General features: G+C 58.3%; 17 protein-coding genes. 6 read left to right on the plus strand and 11 right to left on the minus strand.

All coding sequences use genetic code 11. The features are described from left to right. Positions 1-3: 3 nt before the first annotated feature. Complete coding sequence (locus AC2FJB_RS02350; protein ID WP_496719226.1) at positions 4-1,824, minus strand: ABC transporter ATP-binding protein; 1,821 nt, start codon at positions 1,822-1,824, stop codon at positions 4-6. 285 nt (positions 1,825-2,109) lie between these two features. On the opposite strand from AC2FJB_RS02350, the gene AC2FJB_RS02355 reads away from it, so the two are divergent. The 3 genes from AC2FJB_RS02355 to AC2FJB_RS02365 all read left to right on the plus strand — a co-directional run bounded on the left by AC2FJB_RS02355 (position 2,110) and on the right by AC2FJB_RS02365 (position 5,891). Beyond that, positions 2,110-3,816: a peptide ABC transporter substrate-binding protein gene (locus tag AC2FJB_RS02355; RefSeq protein WP_496719227.1), complete on the plus strand. Its 1,707-nt coding sequence runs from the start codon at positions 2,110-2,112 to the stop codon at positions 3,814-3,816. A 94-nt stretch (positions 3,817-3,910) separates the two neighbouring features. Then, positions 3,911-4,918, plus strand: coding sequence for an ABC transporter permease (locus tag AC2FJB_RS02360; RefSeq protein WP_117868375.1), 1,008 nt, complete (start codon positions 3,911-3,913; stop codon positions 4,916-4,918). Beyond that, on the plus strand, positions 4,911-5,891 hold the full coding sequence (locus AC2FJB_RS02365; protein ID WP_117868374.1) for an ABC transporter permease: 981 nt from the start codon (positions 4,911-4,913) through the stop codon (positions 5,889-5,891). Before AC2FJB_RS02360 ends, AC2FJB_RS02365 begins: the two co-directional genes overlap by 8 nt. A gap of 7 nt (positions 5,892-5,898) precedes the next feature. Here AC2FJB_RS02365 and AC2FJB_RS02370 read toward each other — a convergent pair whose 3' ends face one another. The 6 genes from AC2FJB_RS02370 to AC2FJB_RS02395 all read right to left on the minus strand — a co-directional run bounded on the left by AC2FJB_RS02370 (position 5,899) and on the right by AC2FJB_RS02395 (position 12,626). Continuing rightward, a complete protein-coding gene (locus AC2FJB_RS02370) occupies positions 5,899-7,035 on the minus strand; it encodes an MFS transporter (protein ID WP_496719228.1) in 1,137 nt (378 codons plus the stop codon). A gap of 68 nt (positions 7,036-7,103) precedes the next feature. After that, complete coding sequence (locus tag AC2FJB_RS02375) at positions 7,104-8,381, minus strand: DUF3422 family protein (RefSeq protein ID WP_496719229.1); 1,278 nt, start codon at positions 8,379-8,381, stop codon at positions 7,104-7,106. A 107-nt stretch (positions 8,382-8,488) separates the two neighbouring features. After that, positions 8,489-8,845 carry a VOC family protein gene (locus AC2FJB_RS02380; protein ID WP_496719230.1) on the minus strand — a complete coding sequence of 119 codons (357 nt, stop codon included), beginning with the start codon at positions 8,843-8,845 and terminating at the stop codon, positions 8,489-8,491. Positions 8,846-9,007: 162 nt separating this feature from the next. Continuing rightward, entirely contained in the window at positions 9,008-10,462 is a 1,455-nt protein-coding gene (locus tag AC2FJB_RS02385; protein ID WP_496719231.1) for an NAD(P)(+) transhydrogenase (Re/Si-specific) subunit beta, read from the minus strand. Positions 10,463-10,475: 13 nt separating this feature from the next. Next, positions 10,476-12,047, minus strand: a complete 1,572-nt coding sequence (locus AC2FJB_RS02390; RefSeq protein WP_496719232.1) for a Re/Si-specific NAD(P)(+) transhydrogenase subunit alpha — start codon at positions 12,045-12,047, stop codon at positions 10,476-10,478. Positions 12,048-12,176: 129 nt separating this feature from the next. Further along, positions 12,177-12,626, minus strand: a complete 450-nt coding sequence (locus tag AC2FJB_RS02395; RefSeq protein ID WP_496719233.1) for a methyltransferase family protein — start codon at positions 12,624-12,626, stop codon at positions 12,177-12,179. A 174-nt stretch (positions 12,627-12,800) separates the two neighbouring features. Between AC2FJB_RS02395 and kynU the strand changes: the two genes are divergently transcribed. Continuing rightward, entirely contained in the window at positions 12,801-13,994 is a 1,194-nt protein-coding gene (gene kynU, locus AC2FJB_RS02400; protein WP_496719234.1) for a kynureninase, read from the plus strand. On the opposite strand, the gene AC2FJB_RS02405 is transcribed toward kynU, so the two are convergent. Continuing rightward, positions 13,987-14,565 carry a TetR/AcrR family transcriptional regulator gene (locus tag AC2FJB_RS02405; RefSeq protein ID WP_496675313.1) on the minus strand — a complete coding sequence of 193 codons (579 nt, stop codon included), beginning with the start codon at positions 14,563-14,565 and terminating at the stop codon, positions 13,987-13,989. The genes kynU and AC2FJB_RS02405 overlap by 8 nt on opposite strands. A 99-nt stretch (positions 14,566-14,664) precedes the next feature. Here AC2FJB_RS02405 and AC2FJB_RS02410 point away from each other — a divergent pair, with 99 nt between their 5' ends. Both AC2FJB_RS02410 and AC2FJB_RS02415 read left to right on the plus strand, forming a co-directional pair. Next, positions 14,665-15,129 (plus strand): (2Fe-2S)-binding protein, encoded by a 465-nt coding sequence (locus AC2FJB_RS02410; protein ID WP_496719235.1) that lies wholly within the window; start codon positions 14,665-14,667, stop codon positions 15,127-15,129. Between the two features lie 3 nt (positions 15,130-15,132). After that, positions 15,133-17,373 carry a xanthine dehydrogenase family protein molybdopterin-binding subunit gene (locus AC2FJB_RS02415; RefSeq protein WP_496719236.1) on the plus strand — a complete coding sequence of 747 codons (2,241 nt, stop codon included), beginning with the start codon at positions 15,133-15,135 and terminating at the stop codon, positions 17,371-17,373. A 58-nt stretch (positions 17,374-17,431) separates the two neighbouring features. Here AC2FJB_RS02415 and AC2FJB_RS02420 read toward each other — a convergent pair whose 3' ends face one another. The 3 genes from AC2FJB_RS02420 to AC2FJB_RS02430 form a co-directional block, all read right to left on the minus strand. Next, positions 17,432-18,793 (minus strand): autotransporter outer membrane beta-barrel domain-containing protein, encoded by a 1,362-nt coding sequence (locus AC2FJB_RS02420; protein ID WP_496719237.1) that lies wholly within the window; start codon positions 18,791-18,793, stop codon positions 17,432-17,434. Between the two features lie 441 nt (positions 18,794-19,234). Continuing rightward, positions 19,235-20,014 carry a gamma-glutamyl-gamma-aminobutyrate hydrolase family protein gene (locus AC2FJB_RS02425; protein ID WP_117868362.1) on the minus strand — a complete coding sequence of 260 codons (780 nt, stop codon included), beginning with the start codon at positions 20,012-20,014 and terminating at the stop codon, positions 19,235-19,237. A gap of 219 nt (positions 20,015-20,233) precedes the next feature. Further along, positions 20,234-20,659 carry a GlcG/HbpS family heme-binding protein gene (locus AC2FJB_RS02430; protein WP_117868361.1) on the minus strand — a complete coding sequence of 142 codons (426 nt, stop codon included), beginning with the start codon at positions 20,657-20,659 and terminating at the stop codon, positions 20,234-20,236. Positions 20,660-20,688 lie beyond the last annotated feature (29 nt).

Below are 20,688 nucleotides of genomic sequence, written 5' to 3' on the forward strand. Positions count from 1 at the left end.
GGGTCAATACCCGCTGTCGGTGGTCAGAATGAAGTGCCCGGCCTCAACCTCTCGATATTGCGAAGGTTCCGGCGCGTAGTCAGTGGGATGAATCGGAGATGGGATCGGTTTGAAATTCAGATCCTTTTCCGATTTCCGCTTGTTCGGGTCCGCAATCGGAACCGCCTTCATCAGCGCCTGTGTATAGGGATGCTGCGGGTTCTCGAATACCCGCGCCCGGGGCCCAAGTTCGACAATTCGACCCAGATACATAACCCCGACATAATGGCTGACCCTTTCAACCACGGCCATATCGTGACTGATGAACAGATAAGACAGGCCCAGTTCGGACTGCAATTCCATCATCAGGTTCAAAACCTGCGCCTGCACCGACACGTCGAGGGCCGAAACCGCCTCATCCGCGATGATAAGCTTGGGGTTCAGGGCCAGAGCCCGCGCGATGGCAATCCGCTGCCGCTGACCGCCCGACATTTCATGCGGGAACCGACGCATGAAGCTGCGCGGCAGTTGCACCTTGTCGAACAGTTGCGCCACGCGGTCCTGCAGTTCCGATCCCGATGCCACGCCATAGTTGCGCATCGGCTCGGCCACCTGATCGACCAGCTGCATCTGCGGGTTCAGCGAGGCGAACGGATCCTGAAAGATCATCTGCATGTCCAGCCGCGCCTTGCGCAAGCCAGACGGATCAAGCTTCATGATATCAACACCGTCCATATCAATCTCGCCCGCCAGAGGCTCGACCAGTCGCAGGATCGAGCGCCCCGCCGAAGACTTGCCGCACCCGGATTCGCCGACAAGACTGAGCGTTTGACCTTTGTTCAGTGTGAACGAGACATCCTCGACCGCATGAACGTTCGAGATCGTGCGCCGCAAAAGCCCGCCCTTGACCGGGAACCGGGTCGTCAGGTTCTTGACGGTCAGAAGAACCTCGTCTGTGCCCGGGATCGGTGCAATATTCTGCCCTTCGACCCCCAGCAGTTTCATCGGCTCGGGCGCAAATTTTCCCTGCATCTCGCCCAGTTTCGGCACCGCGGCCAGCAAGGCTTTGGTATAGTCGTGCTGCGGGTTTTCAAAGATTTCTTTGACGGTGCCTTCTTCGACCTTGTTGCCGCGGTACATGACGACGACACGGTCGGCCATCTGTGCAACCACAGCCATATCGTGGGTGATGAACATCACAGCCGTGCCGGTTTCCCGCTTGAGACGGTCCATCAGCGCGAGAATTTCGGCCTGAATGGTCACGTCAAGCGCTGTGGTGGGTTCGTCGGCGATCAGCAGGCGCGGCTCACAGGCCATAGCCATCGCAATGACAACGCGTTGACGCATCCCGCCCGACAGCTCGTGCGGATACTGTTTCAGGCGGCGCTCAGGCTCAGGTATGCGAACCTGGCGCAACAATTCAAGCGCCCGCGCTTCTGCCTGTGACTTCGACATTTCCTTGTGGATACGCAGTCCTTCGGTCAACTGGCGACCAACGGTGAAAACGGGGTTCAGGGCGGTCATCGGCTCCTGAAAGATCATCCCGATTTCATTGCCGCGAATCTGTTTCATCAGATCCTGATCGACCTTGGCCAGGTCCACTTCTTCGCCATCGCGACGATCAAACAGCAACTCTCCGCCCGCGATTTTGCCGCCACCGAACTCGACCAGCCGCATCAAAGACAATGACGAAACCGACTTTCCCGAGCCTGATTCGCCAACGATACAAACGGTTTCGCCTGGTTTGACCTCGAACGAGACGTCCTCAACGCCGACAACAGGACCGTCCTTCGTCTGAAACTCCACCCGTAGTTTTCTGATTTGAGCAATAGGCTGATCCAGCACGTGCGCGCTCCCTTGACGACGTTATTCTTGTTCTGAATGCCGAACGCTACGGCGGGCCACCGGGAAAAGTCAAACCCATTACACATTTTCGCGACGGCACCACTTGCATTTTTCTCAAGTTCTGTTTCGATACCCAACGTAACCGGCTTGGGGCGGCGGTGCCAACGGAAACCGTTAGCGCTATTATCTTTGATAGTCAAAGCCTTAACCCAAGACGGCAACGCCAAACCCGCAGGCCTTGCGGAGATAATCGAGACACGAACGTGTCCAATTCGGGAGTGACTTATGAAAATCAAAACCCTTTTGCTTGGTGCGATCGCAAGCACGGCAATGGCCCCCGCGGCCTTTGCCGAGCGCGGTTCGGACGGCAATGTCAGCATCATCTATTGGCAGGCTCCGTCGATCCTGAACCCGTTCCTGTCCGGCGGCACGAAAGACGTGGAATCAGCTTCGCTGGTGATCGAGCCTCTGGCCCGCTACGATCAGGACGGCAACATGGTGCCGTATCTGGCGTCCGAGATTCCGACCGTGGAAAATGGCGGTGTCAGCGAAGATCTGACGTCGATCACATGGAAAATCACGCCGGGAATCAAGTGGTCGGACGGCTCTCCGTTCACCGCCGCTGACGTGAAGTTCACCGCCGATTACTGTATGCACCCGGAAGGTGGCTGCGCGCAGGTGACAAAGTTCGAAGGCGTCACCTCGGTCGAAGCTGTTGATGACTTGACCGTCAAAGTTACCTTCGACAAGCCAACACCGTTCCCCTATGGCCCGTTTGTCGGCGGCGAAAGCCCGATCATTCAGGCCGCACAGTTCGCCGATTGCCTTGGTGCGAAAGCGCCTGAATGCACCGACCAGAACTTCAACCCCATCGGAACCGGCCCATTTGTCGTCACCGAGTTCAAACCGAACGACGTGATTACATTCAAGGCAAATGACAATTATCGTGACCCGGCCAAACCGGCCTTTGCGACTGTGACCTTCAAGGGCGGCGGTGACGCAACTGCTGCTGGTCGTGCCGTCATGGAAACCGGTGAATTTGACTATGCCTGGAACCTTCAGTTGGCGCCTGAAGTGATCGCACAGATGCAGGAAGGTGGCAAAGGTACGCCGGTTGCAGGCTTCGGCCCGCTGGTCGAGCGTATCATGATGAACCAGACCAACCCGTCGCCCGACCTGCCGGAAGGCGAGCGTTCGACCGCAAAGCACCCGCACCCGTTCCTGAAGGATCCGGCCGTTTACAAAGCCATGTCCATGGCCATCGACCGTCCGCTGCTGGTGGAGATCGGCTATGGTCAGGCTGGTAAAGTGACCTGCAACTGGGTTCCGGCGCCTGCCGCGTTCAACTCGACCTCGATGACCTGCGACACGCAGGATATCGAAGGCGCGAAAAAGCTGTTGGATGATGCGGGTATCGTGGATACCGATGGCGACGGCGTTCGCGAAAAAGACGGTGTTCCTTTGAAAATCGTCTACCAGACCTCGACCAACGCTGTCCGTCAGGACTTCCAGGCGCTGATCAAGGAGTGGTGGAGCCAGATCGGTATCGAATCCGAACTGCGCAACATCAACGCGTCGGTCTTCTTCGGTGGTGACCCGGGCTCGCCTGACACCTTCCAGAAGTTCTATGCTGACGTTGAGATGTACGCCAACACCTTCAACGGCACCGACCCGCAGTCCTATCTGGGCAACGGCCTGTGCGATAAGGCACCTCGCCCCGAGACCCAGTGGCAGGGAGAAAACATCAGCCGCTTCTGCAACGAAGAGTTCGACAAGCTGCACGGTCAGCTGGCTGAAACTGCGGGTCTTGAGCAACGTGCCGAGATCGCGAAAAAGCTGAACGACATCATGGTTGAAAACGGTGGCATGATCCCGCTGGTTCACCGTGGTCGTCTGTCGGCGCACGCAAACACCCTGGGTGGCGTTGTCCTGAACGTTTGGGACAGCGAGCTGTGGAACATTGCGGACTGGTACCGCAAGACCGGTTCCTAAGCCCTGACCTTGCAAAACCGCGCCCCGATCGTTATCGGGGCGCGGCCATTTGCATACCACCCCAACAAGAAGACGCATATAAAGGCGCCTCTTAATGCTTAATTTTACAATCAGACGACTGGTGCTGGCGGTTCCAACACTGCTGTTCATCAGCCTCGTCATCTTCCTGCTCCTCGAACTCGCACCCGGCGATCCGATGGCGCAGGTTCCGCTCACCGTTCCCCCCGAAGTCAAAGAAAAGATGCGCGAGGCGCTTGGCCTCGGCCAGCCGATGCATATCCGGTTCTGGAAGTGGATCGTGCAGTTCTTCTGGATCGAACCGCAGGTTCTGATCGACTCGATGTTCGGTACAACCTTTTCCGAAGGCGACCTGCGCGTGATATCCTGGCAGACCCGTTCGCCTGTCATGGACATCGTCGTTCAGCGGATTCCCCAGACCCTGTGGGTTGTCGGCACCGCCTACGTGGTCGCCATCCTGATCGCCCTGCCTATCGGGATCTATTCGGCTTATCGTCAGTATTCCTGGTTTGACCAGATGGGTACTTTCGTGTCGATGGTCGGTTTTTCTGTCCCGCCCTTCTTTTCGGGTGTGCTGGTGATCGTGATCTTCTCGGTCCAACTGGGCTGGTTCCCGTCGATCTATGACACCACGCTTGTGGTCAACAGTTGGGACAGCTTCATGCTGCAGCTGAAACAGATGATCATGCCCGTCATGGTTCTGGCCCTGCAAATCACGGCGCAGCTCAGCAGGTTCATGCGCGCCTCGATGCTGGACAATCTCAATCAGGATTACGTCCGAACCGCCCGCGCCAAAGGCCTGAGCGAATACACGGTGGTCATGGTCCATGTGCTGCGGAACTCGATGATCCCCGTGGTGACGGTTATTGCGCTGGGTATCCCGGCTATCTTCGGTGGCGCCATCATCACCGAACAGGTGTTCAAGGTGAATGGTATCGGTCAGTTGCTGATCGGGGCAATTCAGGCAAACGACCTGCCCATGGTGCAAACCCTGACCTTCATCTTTGCCGTGTTGATCGTCCTGTTCAACCTGATCGCGGACGTTCTCTATGGCATTCTGGACCCGAGGATTCGCTATGACTGATCATGATCGTACCGATACGCTGGTCCCGGACGAAGGGCTTGCTCCTGCCTCGACCGCACTGCCGACTGCTGACGTGATGGAAGAACTTGCCACCCCACCCCGCAGCCAATGGCGCGATGTGTGGGATCAGTTCAAGACACACAAAGGCGCAATGATCGGGGCGATCCTGTTCATCTTCATCGTGGCGGGCGTGTATCTGGGGCCATATCTCTGGAGCATTGATCCGACGCAGATCGATATCCGAGCCCGAAATCAGGGACCCAGCTGGGGGCATCCTTTCGGCACGGACCAACTGGGCCGGGATATTCTGGCCCGCATGATGTCGGGGGGGCAAACTTCGGTATCCGTGGGCATCACAGCGATGTTGCTGGCGCTGTTTCTGGGATCGTTCATCGGCGTTCTGGCGGGGTTCTTCAGACGGCTGGATGGCCCGCTCATGCGCCTGACCGATCTGTTTCTGGCCCTGCCCCTGCTGCCTTTGCTGCTGGTCATGATGCTGCTCTTCCGCGAGCCCCTGTCGGCCGCGTTCGGGCTGGAGCGTGGGATCTTCATCCTGATCGTCTGTGCCATCGGCATCACTTCGTGGATGCCTACAGCACGGATCGTACGCGGTGACGTGTTGGCCATCAAAGAGCGCGAATTTGTTCTGGCTGCCCGGTCCATCGGCACCAGCAATTCGCAAATCATCGCGCGGCATATCCTGCCGAACGTGTTGTCTCCGATTATGGTATCGGCGACGCTGGGGATTGCCACGGCCATCATCACCGAAAGCGCGTTGTCGTTCCTGGGCTTGGGCTTCCCACCTGACTTCCCGACATGGGGCCGCCTGCTGTTCGACGGTGTCGATTATCTGCAGCAATACCCCGAGCGCGTGTTCTGGCCCGGTCTGGCGATCTCGCTTACCGTTCTCAGCGTCAACTATCTGGGTGACGGTCTGCGCGACGCGCTGGATCCGCGCATCCGCGGTCGTTGAACTAAACCTAGCCGGCGCGCTTCAGTGCGCCGGCCAACAGCACGATCAGAACGGTCAATGGCAGCAGTACGGCAAAAGCCAAACGCAGGCCGAACAATTCCGCCAGAAGACCGATCAACGGCGGCCCGATCAACAGCCCCCCATACCCCAAAGTCGCAACGCTTGCGATGGCTTGCCCCGGCGGCACATTCGGATCGCTGGCCGCCCGGCTGAATGCCAGCGGCATGATCACGGCATAGCCTATTCCCATCAAGGCAAACCCGGCCAACGCAGTCAAAGGCGTCGCCGCAGAAACCACCGCGAAAACCCCGAACGCGGCGCAAATACCGCCGAAACGGGCCGTAACGACCGGGCCGAACCGCGTGATAACAACGGCACCTGCAAGTCGAAACGCCACCATGGTCACTGAAAACACCGCATAGCCCAAGGCGGCGACACTTTCAGATGCCGCCGTGATGTCACGCAGATAAATCGCGCTCCAATCCGCGACGGCCCCTTCCCCCAAGGCACCGCACAGGGCCGCAAAGCCGACCAGTATCAACGTGCCGGACGGCAACGCAAAGACCGAGCTTTGGGGGCCATCGGATCGTCTCGACGTCCAGCTTACCGTTGATGAGGCAAGTGCCAGACCAACAACCACACCACCAGCAAAGAGGAAATGCTCAAGAACTGTTAGCCCCATCTGAACCGCAACATATCCGCTGAGTGCGCCAAGACCGGCCCCAAGGCTCCACATTGCGTGGAAAGAGGACATTACAGGTTTGTCGTACGCCTGCTCAACCTCAGCGGCCCACGCATTCATCGCAACATCCATGGACCCGTGGAAGGCGCCAAAGATAAACAGGAACACCGCCAGCCCCCAGAACCCATCAGCCAGGGCAAGCAAGATCAGCGACACTGTGTACAGAACCGCAATGATCCGGGTGATTGCGACAGCGCCGAAACGATCCGTCAGTCGCCCGGTTATCGGAAACGAGCAGACGGCCCCCGCCGCCATGAACAACAGACCGTATCCCAGTGCCTCATGAGACAGTTCCAACCTGTCTCGCACGGCGGGAATGCGTGACGCCCAGATCCCGAACAGGGCACCATTCAGAATGAACATGGCGGCGACAGCACGCCATGCGGCAACTACGCTTATCATATGACTCCCTCGCTCTGCGTTCCAAGTGCCCGCTTTCTACAGGCCAGATGAAACTTGGCAATTGCGGCTTAACCGAGCCGTTTGCGAATACGTCGGACCGCGTACCACACCCCGGCGACAACAGGGATCGTAACCGCCGCTGTCAGCATGCCTTTGCTGATGCCAGAGGCCGTCAACGGATACAAAAGGTAGCTGACCAGCGAAACCGCATAATAGCTGATGGCAACGACAGAAAGCCCCTCTACCGTGTGCTGCAAACGAAGTGCCAGATCGGCGCGACGGTCCATGCTTTCCAGCAACGCCTGGTTTTGCGCGCTGCGTTCAACATCCACCCTAGTCCGCAGCAGTTCACCAGCACGGATGGCCCGGTCCGACAAGGCCTGAAGGCGGCGTTCCGTAGATTTCACGGTGCGAATTGCGGGGTCATAGCGACGCATCATGAAATCGGCAAAATTCTGACCACCCTCGAAACGCTGTTCTCGCAACACTTCGATCCGCTGGTTGACGATAGCCTCATAAGCGCCCGTGGCGCCGAACCGGAAGGAGCACCGGGCCGACAAAGTTTCGAGTTCAATCGACGTTGACAGCAAATCCTCCAAAAGCACGTCAGGCTGAGCCGAGTTGTCGGTCATCTGCCCCATCAACCGGGTGAGTTGCCCGTCCAGTTCCCCGATACGCGGCATCAGCTGCTTGACGCGCGCAAAACCCAGCATCGACATCGCCTTATACGTTTCGATTTCGCATAGTCGCTGAATAATTCGCCCCGTCCGGCGCCGTCCGGTGCCCTCGGCCACGAATAAAGCAAAACGCATATGTCCTGCCGGATCGATACGAAAGTCACTGGCGCAAATGGCGGCATCGTCCAATACTCTGGCCACGGCCAGGCTTTCCGGCTCGAACCAATCCAGCAGTTTTGACTTCACCACATCGTCACTTTCGCGTTTAACGACGCGCACCATCGCCGACGTTACCCTTTGCCCCGGGCTGGCCATCAGCCAATCAGGCGGAAAGACTTCAAAGTCGGCCGGGTTGAAGGCGCGATCACTCACGTTCTGAGCGATCGCGGTGTAGGTCACGAATTCGGTATGCTGCTCCCACTTCAACCAGTGGCGACCAATCTGACCCGCGTAATGTGTTGCATCAGGTTGAGGATGCTGCGCGCCGTGGCGGTCCAGCAGGTCGATCAAGTGAGCCAAATCCTCACAACGATCACGAGCGACCGCAGCCTCTGGTTTCTTGATCGCCAGAAAGACCACCGTACAGGGCATTGACGCGACCGGGAACGGTCGAGCATGCAGTTCATTGGCCAGCGCATAGCGAAGGGGATGGTCATCTATCGGTGTCATTCAGGGCTCCGCCTCGTCTCGCGCACTATACGACACATAAACGATACATCAATTCTCTTTTTATTTCATACACTTACAAGGATACAATGGTATACAACACTGCTATCTCATTGATTTGGCTGCCACAGCTCGATGGGGTTGCCTTCGGGATCATGGATGCGGGCAAATTTTCCAACCTCGCTGTCCCAGTCCGGATCGGCTTCCACTGTAATTCCAGCTTGCTCAAGCTGCGCCGTCATCGCGGCCAGATCATCAACACGGAAATTGATCATCCACTGCTGATCGGCCCGACCGAAGTACTCGGTGTCCTCGGCGAATGGCGCAAAGACCGTATAGCCTTCACGCTGCTTCCAGGGCACGGGGTCATAGTAATTGACGCCCAGGTGCTTCTCATACCAGGCGCTCAACGCCTTTGGGTCGCGGGCGCGAAAGAACACACCGCCAATGCCGTTCACCTTCTCCATCTTCGACCTCCTGCAATCCTCGGCTCCACCCCAGACTACCACACTCCGCCTGCTTCATCTGGCTGGAAATATCCTGGGGGTTTTGGGGGCAACGCCCCCATGCACACTCAAAAAGAAAAGGGCGCCCTAAGGCGCCCTTTGCACTCTGATCAAACCTGAAGATCAGTCGATCATGGGCAGCAGCTTGTCCAGCGACTGCTTGGCATCGCCATAGAACATGCGGGTGTTCTCTTTGAAGAACAGCGGGTTCTCGATGCCCGAATAGCCAGTGCCCTGACCGCGCTTGGACACAAAGACCTGCTTGGCCTTCCAACACTCCAGAACCGGCATCCCGGCGATGGGGCTGTTGGGGTCTTCCTGCGCCGCAGGGTTCACGATGTCGTTTGAGCCGATGACGATGGCCACATCGGTGTCCGGAAAGTCATCGTTGATCTCATCCATTTCCAGAACGATGTCATACGGCACCTTCGCCTCGGCCAGCAATACGTTCATGTGGCCCGGCAAGCGGCCCGCAACGGGGTGAATAGCGAAACGAACATTCTTGCCCTTGGCCCGCAGCTTGCGCACCAGTTCAGAAACCGATTGCTGCGCCTGCGCCACGGCCATGCCGTAGCCCGGGATGATGATCACGCTGTCAGCGTCGTTCAAGGCCGCAGCCACACCGTCGGCCTCGATGGCGATCTGCTCGCCTTCAACGGCCATCTGCTCACCCTGAGGGCCGCCAAAGCCACCCAGGATCACGCTGACAAAATGACGGTTCATCGCTTTACACATGATGTAGGACAGAATCGCACCGGACGAGCCCACCAGCGCACCCACCACGATCAGCAGGTCGTTGCCCAGCGAGAAGCCAATCGCCGCAGCCGCCCAGCCCGAATAGCTGTTCAGCATCGACACAACCACCGGCATGTCGGCCCCGCCGATGCCCATGATCAGATGATAGCCGATGAACAAAGCCGCCAGCGTCATCAGGATCAGCGGGAACAGGCCCCCTGTCGATGTGTACCAGATCAGGCAGATCAGCGAGAGACCTGCCGCCGTCGCATTCAGCGCATGGCCTCCGGGCAGCTTGGTCGCTGCCGAGGTCACTTTACCTGCGAGCTTGCCATAGGCGACGACCGAACCGGTAAAGGTGATCGCACCGATAAAGATGCCCAGGAACAGTTCCACATGCAGGATTGCCAGCTCAGCCGGGGTTTTCTTGGCGATCAGTTTGGCAAAAGCGCCCAGATCGGACAGGTCCGCCTGGCTTGCACTGTCAGAAATGGCCATGACCTGCGCCACGTTGCCAATCTCGAAATGCGCGTTGAAGCCGACGAACACAGCGGCCAGACCAACCAGCGAGTGCATCGCGGCCACCAGCTGCGGCATTTCGGTCATCTGCACGCGTTTCGCGACATACTGGCCGATAAAGCCACCGCCCGCGATCAACAGCAACGACAGCAGCCACAGACCGGAACCGGGGCCGACCAGCGTGGCAAAAACCGCCAGCGCCATACCGACGATGCCATACCAGACCGCGCGCTTGGCGCTTTCCTGGTTCGACAGACCGCCGAGCGAAAGGATGAACAGGACAGCCGCAACGACATAAGCGGCAGTAGTGAAGCCATAATCCATGTGCCCGGCCTCCTTAAGATTTCTGGAACATGGCAAGCATGCGCCGGGTTACGAGGAAGCCGCCGAAGATGTTGATCCCGGCCATGAACACGGACAGTGCCGCCAGCAGAATGACCAGGAATGACCCCGACCCGATCTGCATGAGCGCCCCCACAATAATGATCGACGAGATCGCGTTGGTGATCGCCATCAGCGGTGTGTGCAGGCTGTGCGCAACGCCCCAGATCACCTGGAAGCCTACAAAGATGGCCAGCACAAAGACGATGAAGTGCTGCATGAAGCTGGCCGGAGCGATCAGCCCCACCAACAGCATCAGCGCGCCACCAACACCCAGCAGGGTGAACTGCTGTTTGGTCTGCGCCTTGAACGCGGCAACCTCTTGCGCGCGTTTTTCTTCCGGGGTCAGTTCCTTGACCTCGACCTTCGGCTGAGCCGCGATCGCCTGCACTTTGGGTGGTGGTGGCGGGAAAGTGATCTCGCCCTCATGGGTCACGGTCGAGCCGCGGATCACGTCATCTTCCATGTCATGATTGATCTGACCGTCCTTTTCGGGCGTCAGGTCGGTCATCATGTGACGAATATTGGTGGCGTAAAGTGACGAGGATTGCGCCGCCATCCGGCTGGGGAAATCGGTATAGCCGATGATGGTCACGCCATTGGGGGTTACGACCTTTTCGTCAGGCACCGTGCCTTCGACGTTTCCGCCACGCTCAGCCGCAAGATCAACAATGACCGAGCCCGGCTTCATTGCCTTGACCATATCTTCCAGCCACAGCTTTGGTGCCGGGCGGTTGGGGATCAGGGCCGTCGTGATGACAATGTCTATTTCCGGGGCCAGTTCACGGAACTTGGCCAGCTGCGCATTGCGGAACTCTTCTGACTGAACCGAAGCATAGCCACCCGTGGCTGCACCATCTTGCTGTTCCTCTTCGAAGTCCAGATAGACGAACTCGGCCCCCATCGATTCGACCTGTTCGGCCACTTCCGGGCGCACGTCAAAGGCATAGGTGATCGCACCCAACGAGGTCGACGTCCCGATCGCGGCCAGACCGGCCACACCGGCGCCAACGATCAGCACCTTGGCAGGCGGCACCTTGCCGGCCGCCGTCACCTGACCGGTGAAGAAACGGCCAAAGTTGTTGCCCGCCTCGATCACCGCGCGGTAGCCCGCGATATTGGCCATCGACGACAGCGCATCCATTTTCTGCGCCCGCGAAATTCGCGGCACCATCTCCATCGCGATCACGTTCGCGCCCTTGGACTTGGCCAGTTCCATCCCCTCTTCGTTGCCCGCGGGATTGAAGAAGGAAATCAGCGTCTTGCTCTTGGTCAGACGTTTCAGCTCGGTCTCGGTCGGGATCCGAACCTTGGCGATGATATCCGCGGTTTTCCACAGCGACGCTGCTGTCTTGACCACCTCTACGCCCGCAGCCTCATACGCCGCGTCCGAAAAACCGGCGGCAACACCCGCTCCTTTTTCGATCAGGCACTCATAGCCCAGTTTTTGCAGTTGCACGGCCGAGTCCGGTGTCATCGCGACCCGGTTCTCGCCGTCCAGTATTTCCTTTGGCGTGCCTATCTTCACTGGCAGTCCCCCTAATTCTTACTCTGTCTGAGCGGGTGATCGGTATTCTTTGTTAAGCAAAGATGTATCCTGCGCAACATTATTTCGCAAGCGCAGCATTTCTGACGTGATGTCATTGCAGAATTCACCCTAGATCCAGCGCCGTGTCTTGCGTTCATAACGCGCGAAGTCGGCGCGAAAGGTTCGACGCAGGCGATCTTCTTCCGGCAGGATGAACCGACGCTCCAACACCCAGACGAAGACTGGTACAAGAACCAGGGATAATACGGCGTCAAAACGAAGAATAAGACCTGCAAGGATCAGAACATCGCCTGCATAGATCGGATTCCGACTGCGCTTGTAGATACCTGATTGCACCATAGACGACGGTGTTTCATGCGGAACAACAGTTGTCTTGTGGCGGCGGAATTCGACCACTGCCAGGACAGCCATCAGGAGGCCACCTCCGATCAGCACCCCGCTCAGAAGGTCCGTCAAACCGCCCTCAAGCGACAGGCCGAGTTTCAGATACTTGGCCTGCAACCAGGCAAGCGCAGCAAAAGCAATCAGCCAAACCGGTGGCACATCTATCCAGCGCATGCAGAGCCCTCATTAAGTGACGACAAGATCGAGCACATGTCGCATCTGAGCGATGTCCTACCGCTTTTGGGTCAAAATGGCAAAAGACCAGTATGTCGCATCGCATGGACTCACATTTGAGGATCGGCTACCTCAAAAGCAATCAACGACGATCACACAAGTTAGCGAGCCTTCATGACAGATTTTGCAGCAACCAAAGCCATGTTCGAATTGCCTGAAGGCGTCATTTATCTGGATGGCAACTCTCTGGGGCCGTTGCCCAAGACGGCAGGCACGCGGGTACAGGAAATGCTGACCGACGAATGGGGGCAGATGCTGATCACCGGTTGGAACAAGGCCGGTTGGATGGGCTTGCCTACCAGGCTTGGCGACCGGATTGGTCGTCTGATCGGAGCAGAGCCCGGCAGCGTGGTGACCGGGGACACTTTGTCGATCAAGGTCTATCAGGCCCTGGCCTCGGCCCTTGAACTGAATCCGGATCGCAAAGTGGTTCTGTCGGATAACGGGAACTTTCCTTCGGACCTGTACATGGCGGATGGCCTGTTGCGGTCACTCGGCGACGACTACGAATTGCGGATTGTCGATCCCGAATCCGTAGCCGACGCGATCACCGAAGAGGTCGCCGTTCTTATGTTGACCGAGGTGGATTACCGCTCGGGCCGCATGCACGACATGAAAGCGCTGACCGAACTGGCACATGCCAACGGTGTAGTGACGGTCTGGGATCTGGCCCATTCCGCAGGGGCCATTCCCGTGGACCTTTCAGGGTGCAACGCCGATTTAGCGGTCGGGTGTACTTACAAGTACCTCAACGGAGGTCCCGGCGCACCGGCCTTCATCTATGTCGCACCCAGATTGGCAGACAACACACGCCCCGCCCTTTCCGGTTGGCTGGGGCACGAAGCGCCCTTTGCCTTCGATCTCGATTACCGCCCCGGCAACGGCATTGAGCGGATGCGGGTGGGAACGCCACCCATCATCCAGATGACGGCATTGTCGGCCGCCATGGACATCTGGGATATGGCGGACATGGCCGACGTTCGCGCCAAATCGGTTGAACTGACCGAGCTTTTCATAGAACGCGTCGAGGCAACCTGCCCGGATCTGCAACTGGCCAGCCCCCGCAATCCAGAGCTGCGTGGCAGCCAGATCTCGTTCCGTTTCAAGGAAGGGTATGCCGCCATGCAGGCCCTGATCGCCCGCGGCGTGATCGGAGATTTTCGTTCACCCGACATAATGCGGTTCGGCTTTACACCTTTGTATATCGACGAAGGCGATGTCGAACGCGCCGTCGAGATTATCGCCGATATCATGCAGAACCGCCTGTGGGACACGCCCGAATACAAGATCCGTCAGCGCGTTACCTGACTTCGAGCCCGGCGCCGAAAAGGGCCGCAACCTGTGCGACCTGCTGTTCATAGACCTCGGCACCGGCGCCAATCAGCTTTAACCCCTTGAGTGTGGCGGTTATCGTCCGTCCGGTCTCCGCCGCATCAGCCAGCAGGCGCACCCGGCCCGATTGTTCCTGACGCGTTAGCCAGTCCGCATAGATACCTGCCAATTTGGCCTCACCCGCTGCGATGATTTCGGAAGACAGGGACTTGGTGTTGTCCAGCATCTCAAGCCCGTGGGGTGAGGCCAGAATTTTTGCCATCCCTTCGGTCTGCGCCTGAACTGCACGGGTCAAAACCTCGGGCACCGACCCCTGCGTCGCCAGCGCTTCGGCCACCGCGACGCTCTTTTCGGCATAGTACAACTCAGTCAGTTTGCTGACGATCGCCTCTTTATTCTTGTAATGCAGATACACCGCCGGCCGAGACATCCCCGCGCCGCGCGCGATGTCGTCCATTGAGGTCTTTCGGTATCCGTAAGTAGAAAAGGCCTGAAACGCCGAATTCAGGATCGCCTGTTGCCGTGAGCCGTCACTGTTATCTTTCATGCCTGAAGATCTGACATTTTTTGCTCAATTTGTCAATTGACATCCTGACACTTTTATACAATTATGTCACAAACCAGCCACAGCAACACGAGGTGCGCCATGGCGACGATCCTGAAGATCAACGGAAAGCAACATCAGGTGGACCTGCCTGATGACGTCCCCCTTCTTTGGGTTCTGCGGGATGAGGTCGGCCTGACCGGCACCAAGTTCGGCTGCGGCGTGGCCGCATGCGGGGCTTGCACCGTGCACATCGATGGCGAGGCCGTGCGCTCGTGCCAGGTGGCGCTGTCGGATGTCTGGGGTGACGTGACCACGATCGAAGGGTTCGGCTCACCGGACGCGCTGGCCACGATCCAACAGGCCTGGATCGAACATCAGGTCGCGCAGTGCGGATACTGCCAGTCGGGCCAGATCATGCAGGCCGCTACATTGCTGGCGGAAAACCCGGACCCCTCTGACGCAGACATCGACGAAGCGATGCAGGGCAACCTGTGCCGCTGCGGCACCTATCCCCTTATCCGCGCAGCGATCCATGACGCGGCATCCAAGCTGAAGGAGGCGTAAGCAATGGCTTCCGTTGGAAAAATCCTCCGCCGTACGTTCCTGATCGGCTCTGCCGCGATAGTTGGCGGCGTGGCCTTTGGCACCTATTACGTTACACGCCCCGCGGCCAACCCCTTGAAACCCGGCGAAGGCGAGGCGGCACTGAACCCGTTTGTGTTGATTGACCAGAACGGTGTCACCTTGTTCGCGCCCCGCGCGGAAATGGGTCAGGGCGTCCGAACCACATGGGCCGCGCTGATCGCCGAAGAACTGGATGTCGATCTGGATCAGATCACCGTTCTTCACGGTCCCGCTGCGGCGGCCTATTACAACTCGGCCCTTGTGGGCGAAGGGTTGCCAAACAAAGGGTACGATATCTCGAATTTCCAGCACAATCTGGGCGAGGCACTGGGCGTTCTGGGCAAAACGCTCAGCCTGCAAGTCACGGGTGGCTCGACCTCGATGAAAGATGGGTTTGACCGGATGCGGCAAGCCGGTGCTTCGGCTCGTGAAACACTGAAACGTGCTGCCGCAGACCGGTTGGGTGTCGACCCCTCGGATCTGAAAACGGCGTCAGGCCATGTCATTGCCCCCAACGGCGACAAGACTGCCTATTCAATGCTTGCCGAGGATGCCGCCGGGCTGGAGCCCGTTGAGGTGCCGTTGCGAGACCCGTCTGAATGGCGTTATCTGGGCCAAAGCCAACCGCGTCTCGACATGGTGGGCAAGGCGACGGGCACCGCTGAATTCGGCGTCGATGTTCGCCTGCCCGGCATGAAATTCGCCAGCGTCCGAATGAATCCCAAACTGGGCGGTGCAATGAATGGTTTTGACGACAGCGCCGCAAGATCCATGCCCGGGGTTGAGAAGGTTGTCGATCTGGGCACAGGCGTGGCCGTGATCGCAAGCAACACATGGTTGGCCAATCAGGCGGTTGAGGCCATTGACGTTGATTGGGGCGACGCGCCCTATCCGCCGGAAACCGAGGGCATCTTTGCCAGAATCGCCGAGGCGTTTGACGACGCACCGAACTCGACCATGCGCGACGACGGCGATGTCAGCGCAAGCCCGGAAAACGCGACGGAAATCACCGCCGAATATCGCGTGCCCTATCTGGCCCATGCAACGATGGAGCCGATGAACGCCACCGCGCTGTTTACCGGCGACGCTTTGGAACTGTGGTGCGGAAACCAGGCCCCGACCCTGATCCAGTTCCGCGTTGCCAACACCGCCGGTCTGGATACCGAAGCCGTCCAAATCCACACCACCTATCTGGGTGGCGGGTTCGGTCGCCGCGGAGAACTGGATTTTGGCGAAATCGCCACCAAGGTTGCCATGGCCATGCCCGGCACGCCGGTTCAGACAACCTGGAGCCGCGAAGAAGACATGCGTCACGACTATTTCCGCCCCGGCGCCATCGCCCGGATGCGCGGCGCGGTTCAGGACGGCACGGCCGTTCTCATAGACGGGAAGGTCGCTGCGCAATCTCCGACCCAACAGGCGGTCGAGCGCTACACCGGGTTTCCCGGCGGAGGCCCCGACAAAGTGCTGGTCGAAGGTTTCTTCAACCAGCCCTACGCAGTACCGAATTACCGCATGAGCGGTCACATTGCTGATCTGGCTGTCCCAGTGGGCTTCTGGCGCTCGGTCGGCAACAGCCACAACGGCTTTTTTCATGAGACATTCATGGATGAGATGGCTCACGCCGCAGGCCGCGATCCGCTGGAGTTCCGGCTGGATCTGATGAAGAACGAACACGCGCCGTCGGCGGGATGTTTGGAAGCCGTGAAGGAGATGTCAGGCTGGGCCGGCCAGACGACCGAAGGCGTCGGCCGCGGCGTGGCCTTCACATATAGCTTCGGCACCCCGGTGGCTCAGGTCATCGAAGTGGTCGACGAAGACGGCACCATCCGCATCAGCAAGGCCTGGATTGCCTGCGACATGGGGCTGGCGCTGGACCCGGAAAACGTCAAGGCGCAGATGTTCGGCGGTATGATGTACGGCCTGTCTGCCGCATGTTTCGGCGAGATCACCTTTGCGGAAGGCGAAGTCGAGCAATTCAACTTCCCCGACTATGACGCGATGCGAATGCACACTGCCCCGCAGGTCGAGGTGCGCGTACTGGAAACCAATCGGCATATGGGCGGCGCGGGCGAACCCGGAACACCGCCTTCGATGCCGGCGCTTGGCAATGCGCTTTTCGACCTGACGGGCAAGCGCGCACGCTCGCTTCCGCTGATCAATCAGTTCAACCTGCTGGTCTGATCGTTTTGGCGCCGCCTCTTGACTGGAGGCGGCGCCCCCCTTTTTCGCCCCTTGAGGTTCAGAAGCTGACAGAAAGAAAAACGGACGCTTCGGTCGTATCCAAATCATCTTCGAACAAACTCAGATATCCCAGTGTCGCCTCGACATAAACGGCCTCACTCGCGCGCCCGCGCACCCCTAAGCGCGTGGCCCAAGTCAAGTCGGTCTGGGATCCAGCGCCTATTCCAACATTGTCCCGGTCGAACCAGTATGTCGCGCTCAGCGTCGCAAAAGGAGACACGATCGATCGCGAAGTGACAAATGGCCTGCTGATTTCCAACTCAGGGGTTAAGGCGCTGTAAGTCGCTGAAGCAACTTGGCCAATTATGTTGACCGGAACACCTGCCACAGTGCCGCTCAGATCATAGTCTTCTGCGCTGTAGTTATAATAGTCAAAGGCAATCGACGGACGTAACAGGAAATTCCCGGCCTCGTACTGACCGATCGCCTCCAGATTGGCTCGCCACCGGGTCCGGTCGAAATCGCCACTTAAGCCCAGCACGTTCACATCCGTCGAAAACTCGCCGACGGTCGCCAGTCCATTCAGCACCCACCTCTCGGACATGCGCCAGGCAAAATAGGGGCCCGCAGCAAGCCCTTTAGTGTCTTGTCTGAATTGACCCTGAAACCCTTCGACATCAAGGTTTTCATATTCAACCTGAAATCCAACGACCAAGTCCGGCCTGACAAGCCTGTCAAACCCTGCCGCAAAATAGTTGTCATTTATGTCGACTTCTCCGACCCCGCGCGTGTCTTCGATTTCGGTATAGGTGAAATCTGTCCATACATTCCATGTGGACGGCAGCGCGAGATCTCGGCCTTCGGTCAAAGGAGGGCCTACAATAGGAGCAGTAACAGAGGGATCACATAAAGCCGCGTCAAGTTTACCCGTCGCTGCGTCAACACACTCAACACCGACAGCGTATACCCCGTCAGCAGCACTTTGTGGCCGAGTACGAGGTACAGCGGCCGCAGTTCCACCTCCAGCAAAACCACCACCAGAGCCACCGGAACCGCCACCGGAGCCACCAGAACCACCTCCGCCACCGGAGCCACCTGAACTGCCACCGCCGCCAAAGCCGCCGCCGGAGCCACCGGAACCGCCACCGCCGCCAAAGCCGCCGCCAGAGCCACCTGAGCCGCCTCCACCGCCAAAGCCGCCGCCAGAGCCACCTGAGCCGCCTCCACCGCCAAAGCCGCCGCCAGAGCCACCTGAACCGCCTCCACCTCCAAAGCCGCCGCCAGAGCCACCTGAACCGCCACCGGAGCCGCCTCCGCCGCCACCTCCACCGGGCAAGCTCCAGTTTCTCTGTTGGTTTTGTGTATCGATCAGGCAATCCTTGCCATTTGGTGCTCCACCGATTTCGAACAATCGGTGCACTCCACCATTTCCGTTTGAGACAAAGGGTGAAAAGCTTAGATGAACGCCTCTGCGAGACTTGTTCCAAGTGTCCACCGTTGTGTTGCCTTGCGCGGCTTCCAAACGAAAACCGCCTTGCTCAGTCGCAGACAACCAAACGGAGGATGCTGAATCACGCGTGCGTCCGATGTAAAGCAACTCACCTAAAGAACCACACTGCTGCGCCATCACTTCAGCTGCAAAACTGGAAGTTGCGAAAAATGTCGCTGCCAGAAACCTAACTGAACGCAGTCGCCTTTGGGTTGACCTTTGCATGTCTCAATCTCGCACCGTTTCGTGGCATTGGGGGCAAGCATTCAGACCTGCTGGCGGATAAACAAGGGTATTGGGCTCGTCTCATAAACAAATATTCGAATGTTGCGATTCAGAGACGGGGAATCGAGGGCAGCCCGCAGGCGCCGGTCAAGCAGATTGCCTTAGCCTTGCAGAACGATTGCTACAATTCCAGTTTCTAACCGCATCGCCGAAGGCTTCGAACAGGGGGCGCGAGACCGGATCATTGATCGCGTCCCATTCCGGGTGCCATTGAACCGACAAGGTAAAGCCGGGCGCATCCTTGATGTAAATCGCCTCGGGCGTCCCGTCCGGTGCATGGCCATCAATGACCACGCGCTGCCCAATCGTTTTGATGCCCTGACCGTGCAAGGTGTTGGTCATGACCTCGGCTGCGCCGAACAGTTTGTGAAAAACGCCTCCGTTTTCCAGTGTCACAACATGACGCAGAGCAAACTTTTCCTCCAGGGTTCCATCGGGCGGCATCCGGTGGTTCATCCGCCCCGGCAAATCGCGTATCTCGGGATAAAGCGTTCCGCCCATGGCAACGTTGACTTCCTGAAACCCCCGGCAGATGCCCAAAAACGGCGTACCCCTTTCAACGCAAGCGCGAACCAGCGGCAGAGTTATGGCGTCTCGTGCCCGGTCGAATTCGCCGTGTGCATCGGTTGCAGGTTCACCGTATTCTTCCGGATGCACGTTCGGGCGACCGCCAGTCAGCAGAAAGCCGTCGCAGACCTCCAGCAACTCATCGACCGACACGTACCGCGGATCTGCCGGTATCAGCAGCGGCAGACATCCTGACACGTTGGCCACGGCATCCGAGTTCATCGTTCCCCCAGCATGTGTGGGGTATTGGTCGTTCATGAGATACGAGTTGCCGATGATACCGACGACAGGCCGAGACATTCCGCTTTCCCTGCTGTTGTTATGACTGTCAAGGAAGCTAGCGGCAGCAGTTTTAACGTGCAAGAATACACGCCCTGCATGAAAGCGCAGGGACGTGTTCGAACACGCACCGTATGTCCTGATCTTTCCTGATTAATCGGAATTATTTCCCGAAAATAAGCAAAAAGAAGGAATATATCCACACTTCAACTGGAAAGACGCATAAATACAACGCTCTTGTTAAATCTCGCCGATCAGGCCGGCTGCCTCAATTCCCACCATTGCGGCCAGCGCATCATTGTCAGATGTGTCGCCGGTAACCCCCACGGCGCCGATCACGGCCCCCTTGCGATCACGCAGCAGAACTCCGCCCGGAACCGGCACGACCTGACCACCATAGACGCCATTCACAGAGGCCATGAAATAGGCCTGTGCTTCGGCGCGCTGCATCTGCGCGGTGCCCGCCATTCCCAGCATGACCGACCCATAGGCCTTGCCCTGCGCAATCCCGAAACGGCCCGGTGCAGCACCATCCTCGCGCTCAAACGCAATAACGTGCCCACCGGCATCCAGCACTACAACAGAGAGCGGCTTCAACTCCATCTCGTGGCCCTTTTCCAGAGTTTTGCGGATAATGGTGCGGGCTTTGCGTAGGGAAATTGACATCTGATGGTCCTCTTGTCGGATTGGAGTTC

It is taken from the genome of Ruegeria sp. CDSC085 (genome assembly GCF_059610465.1).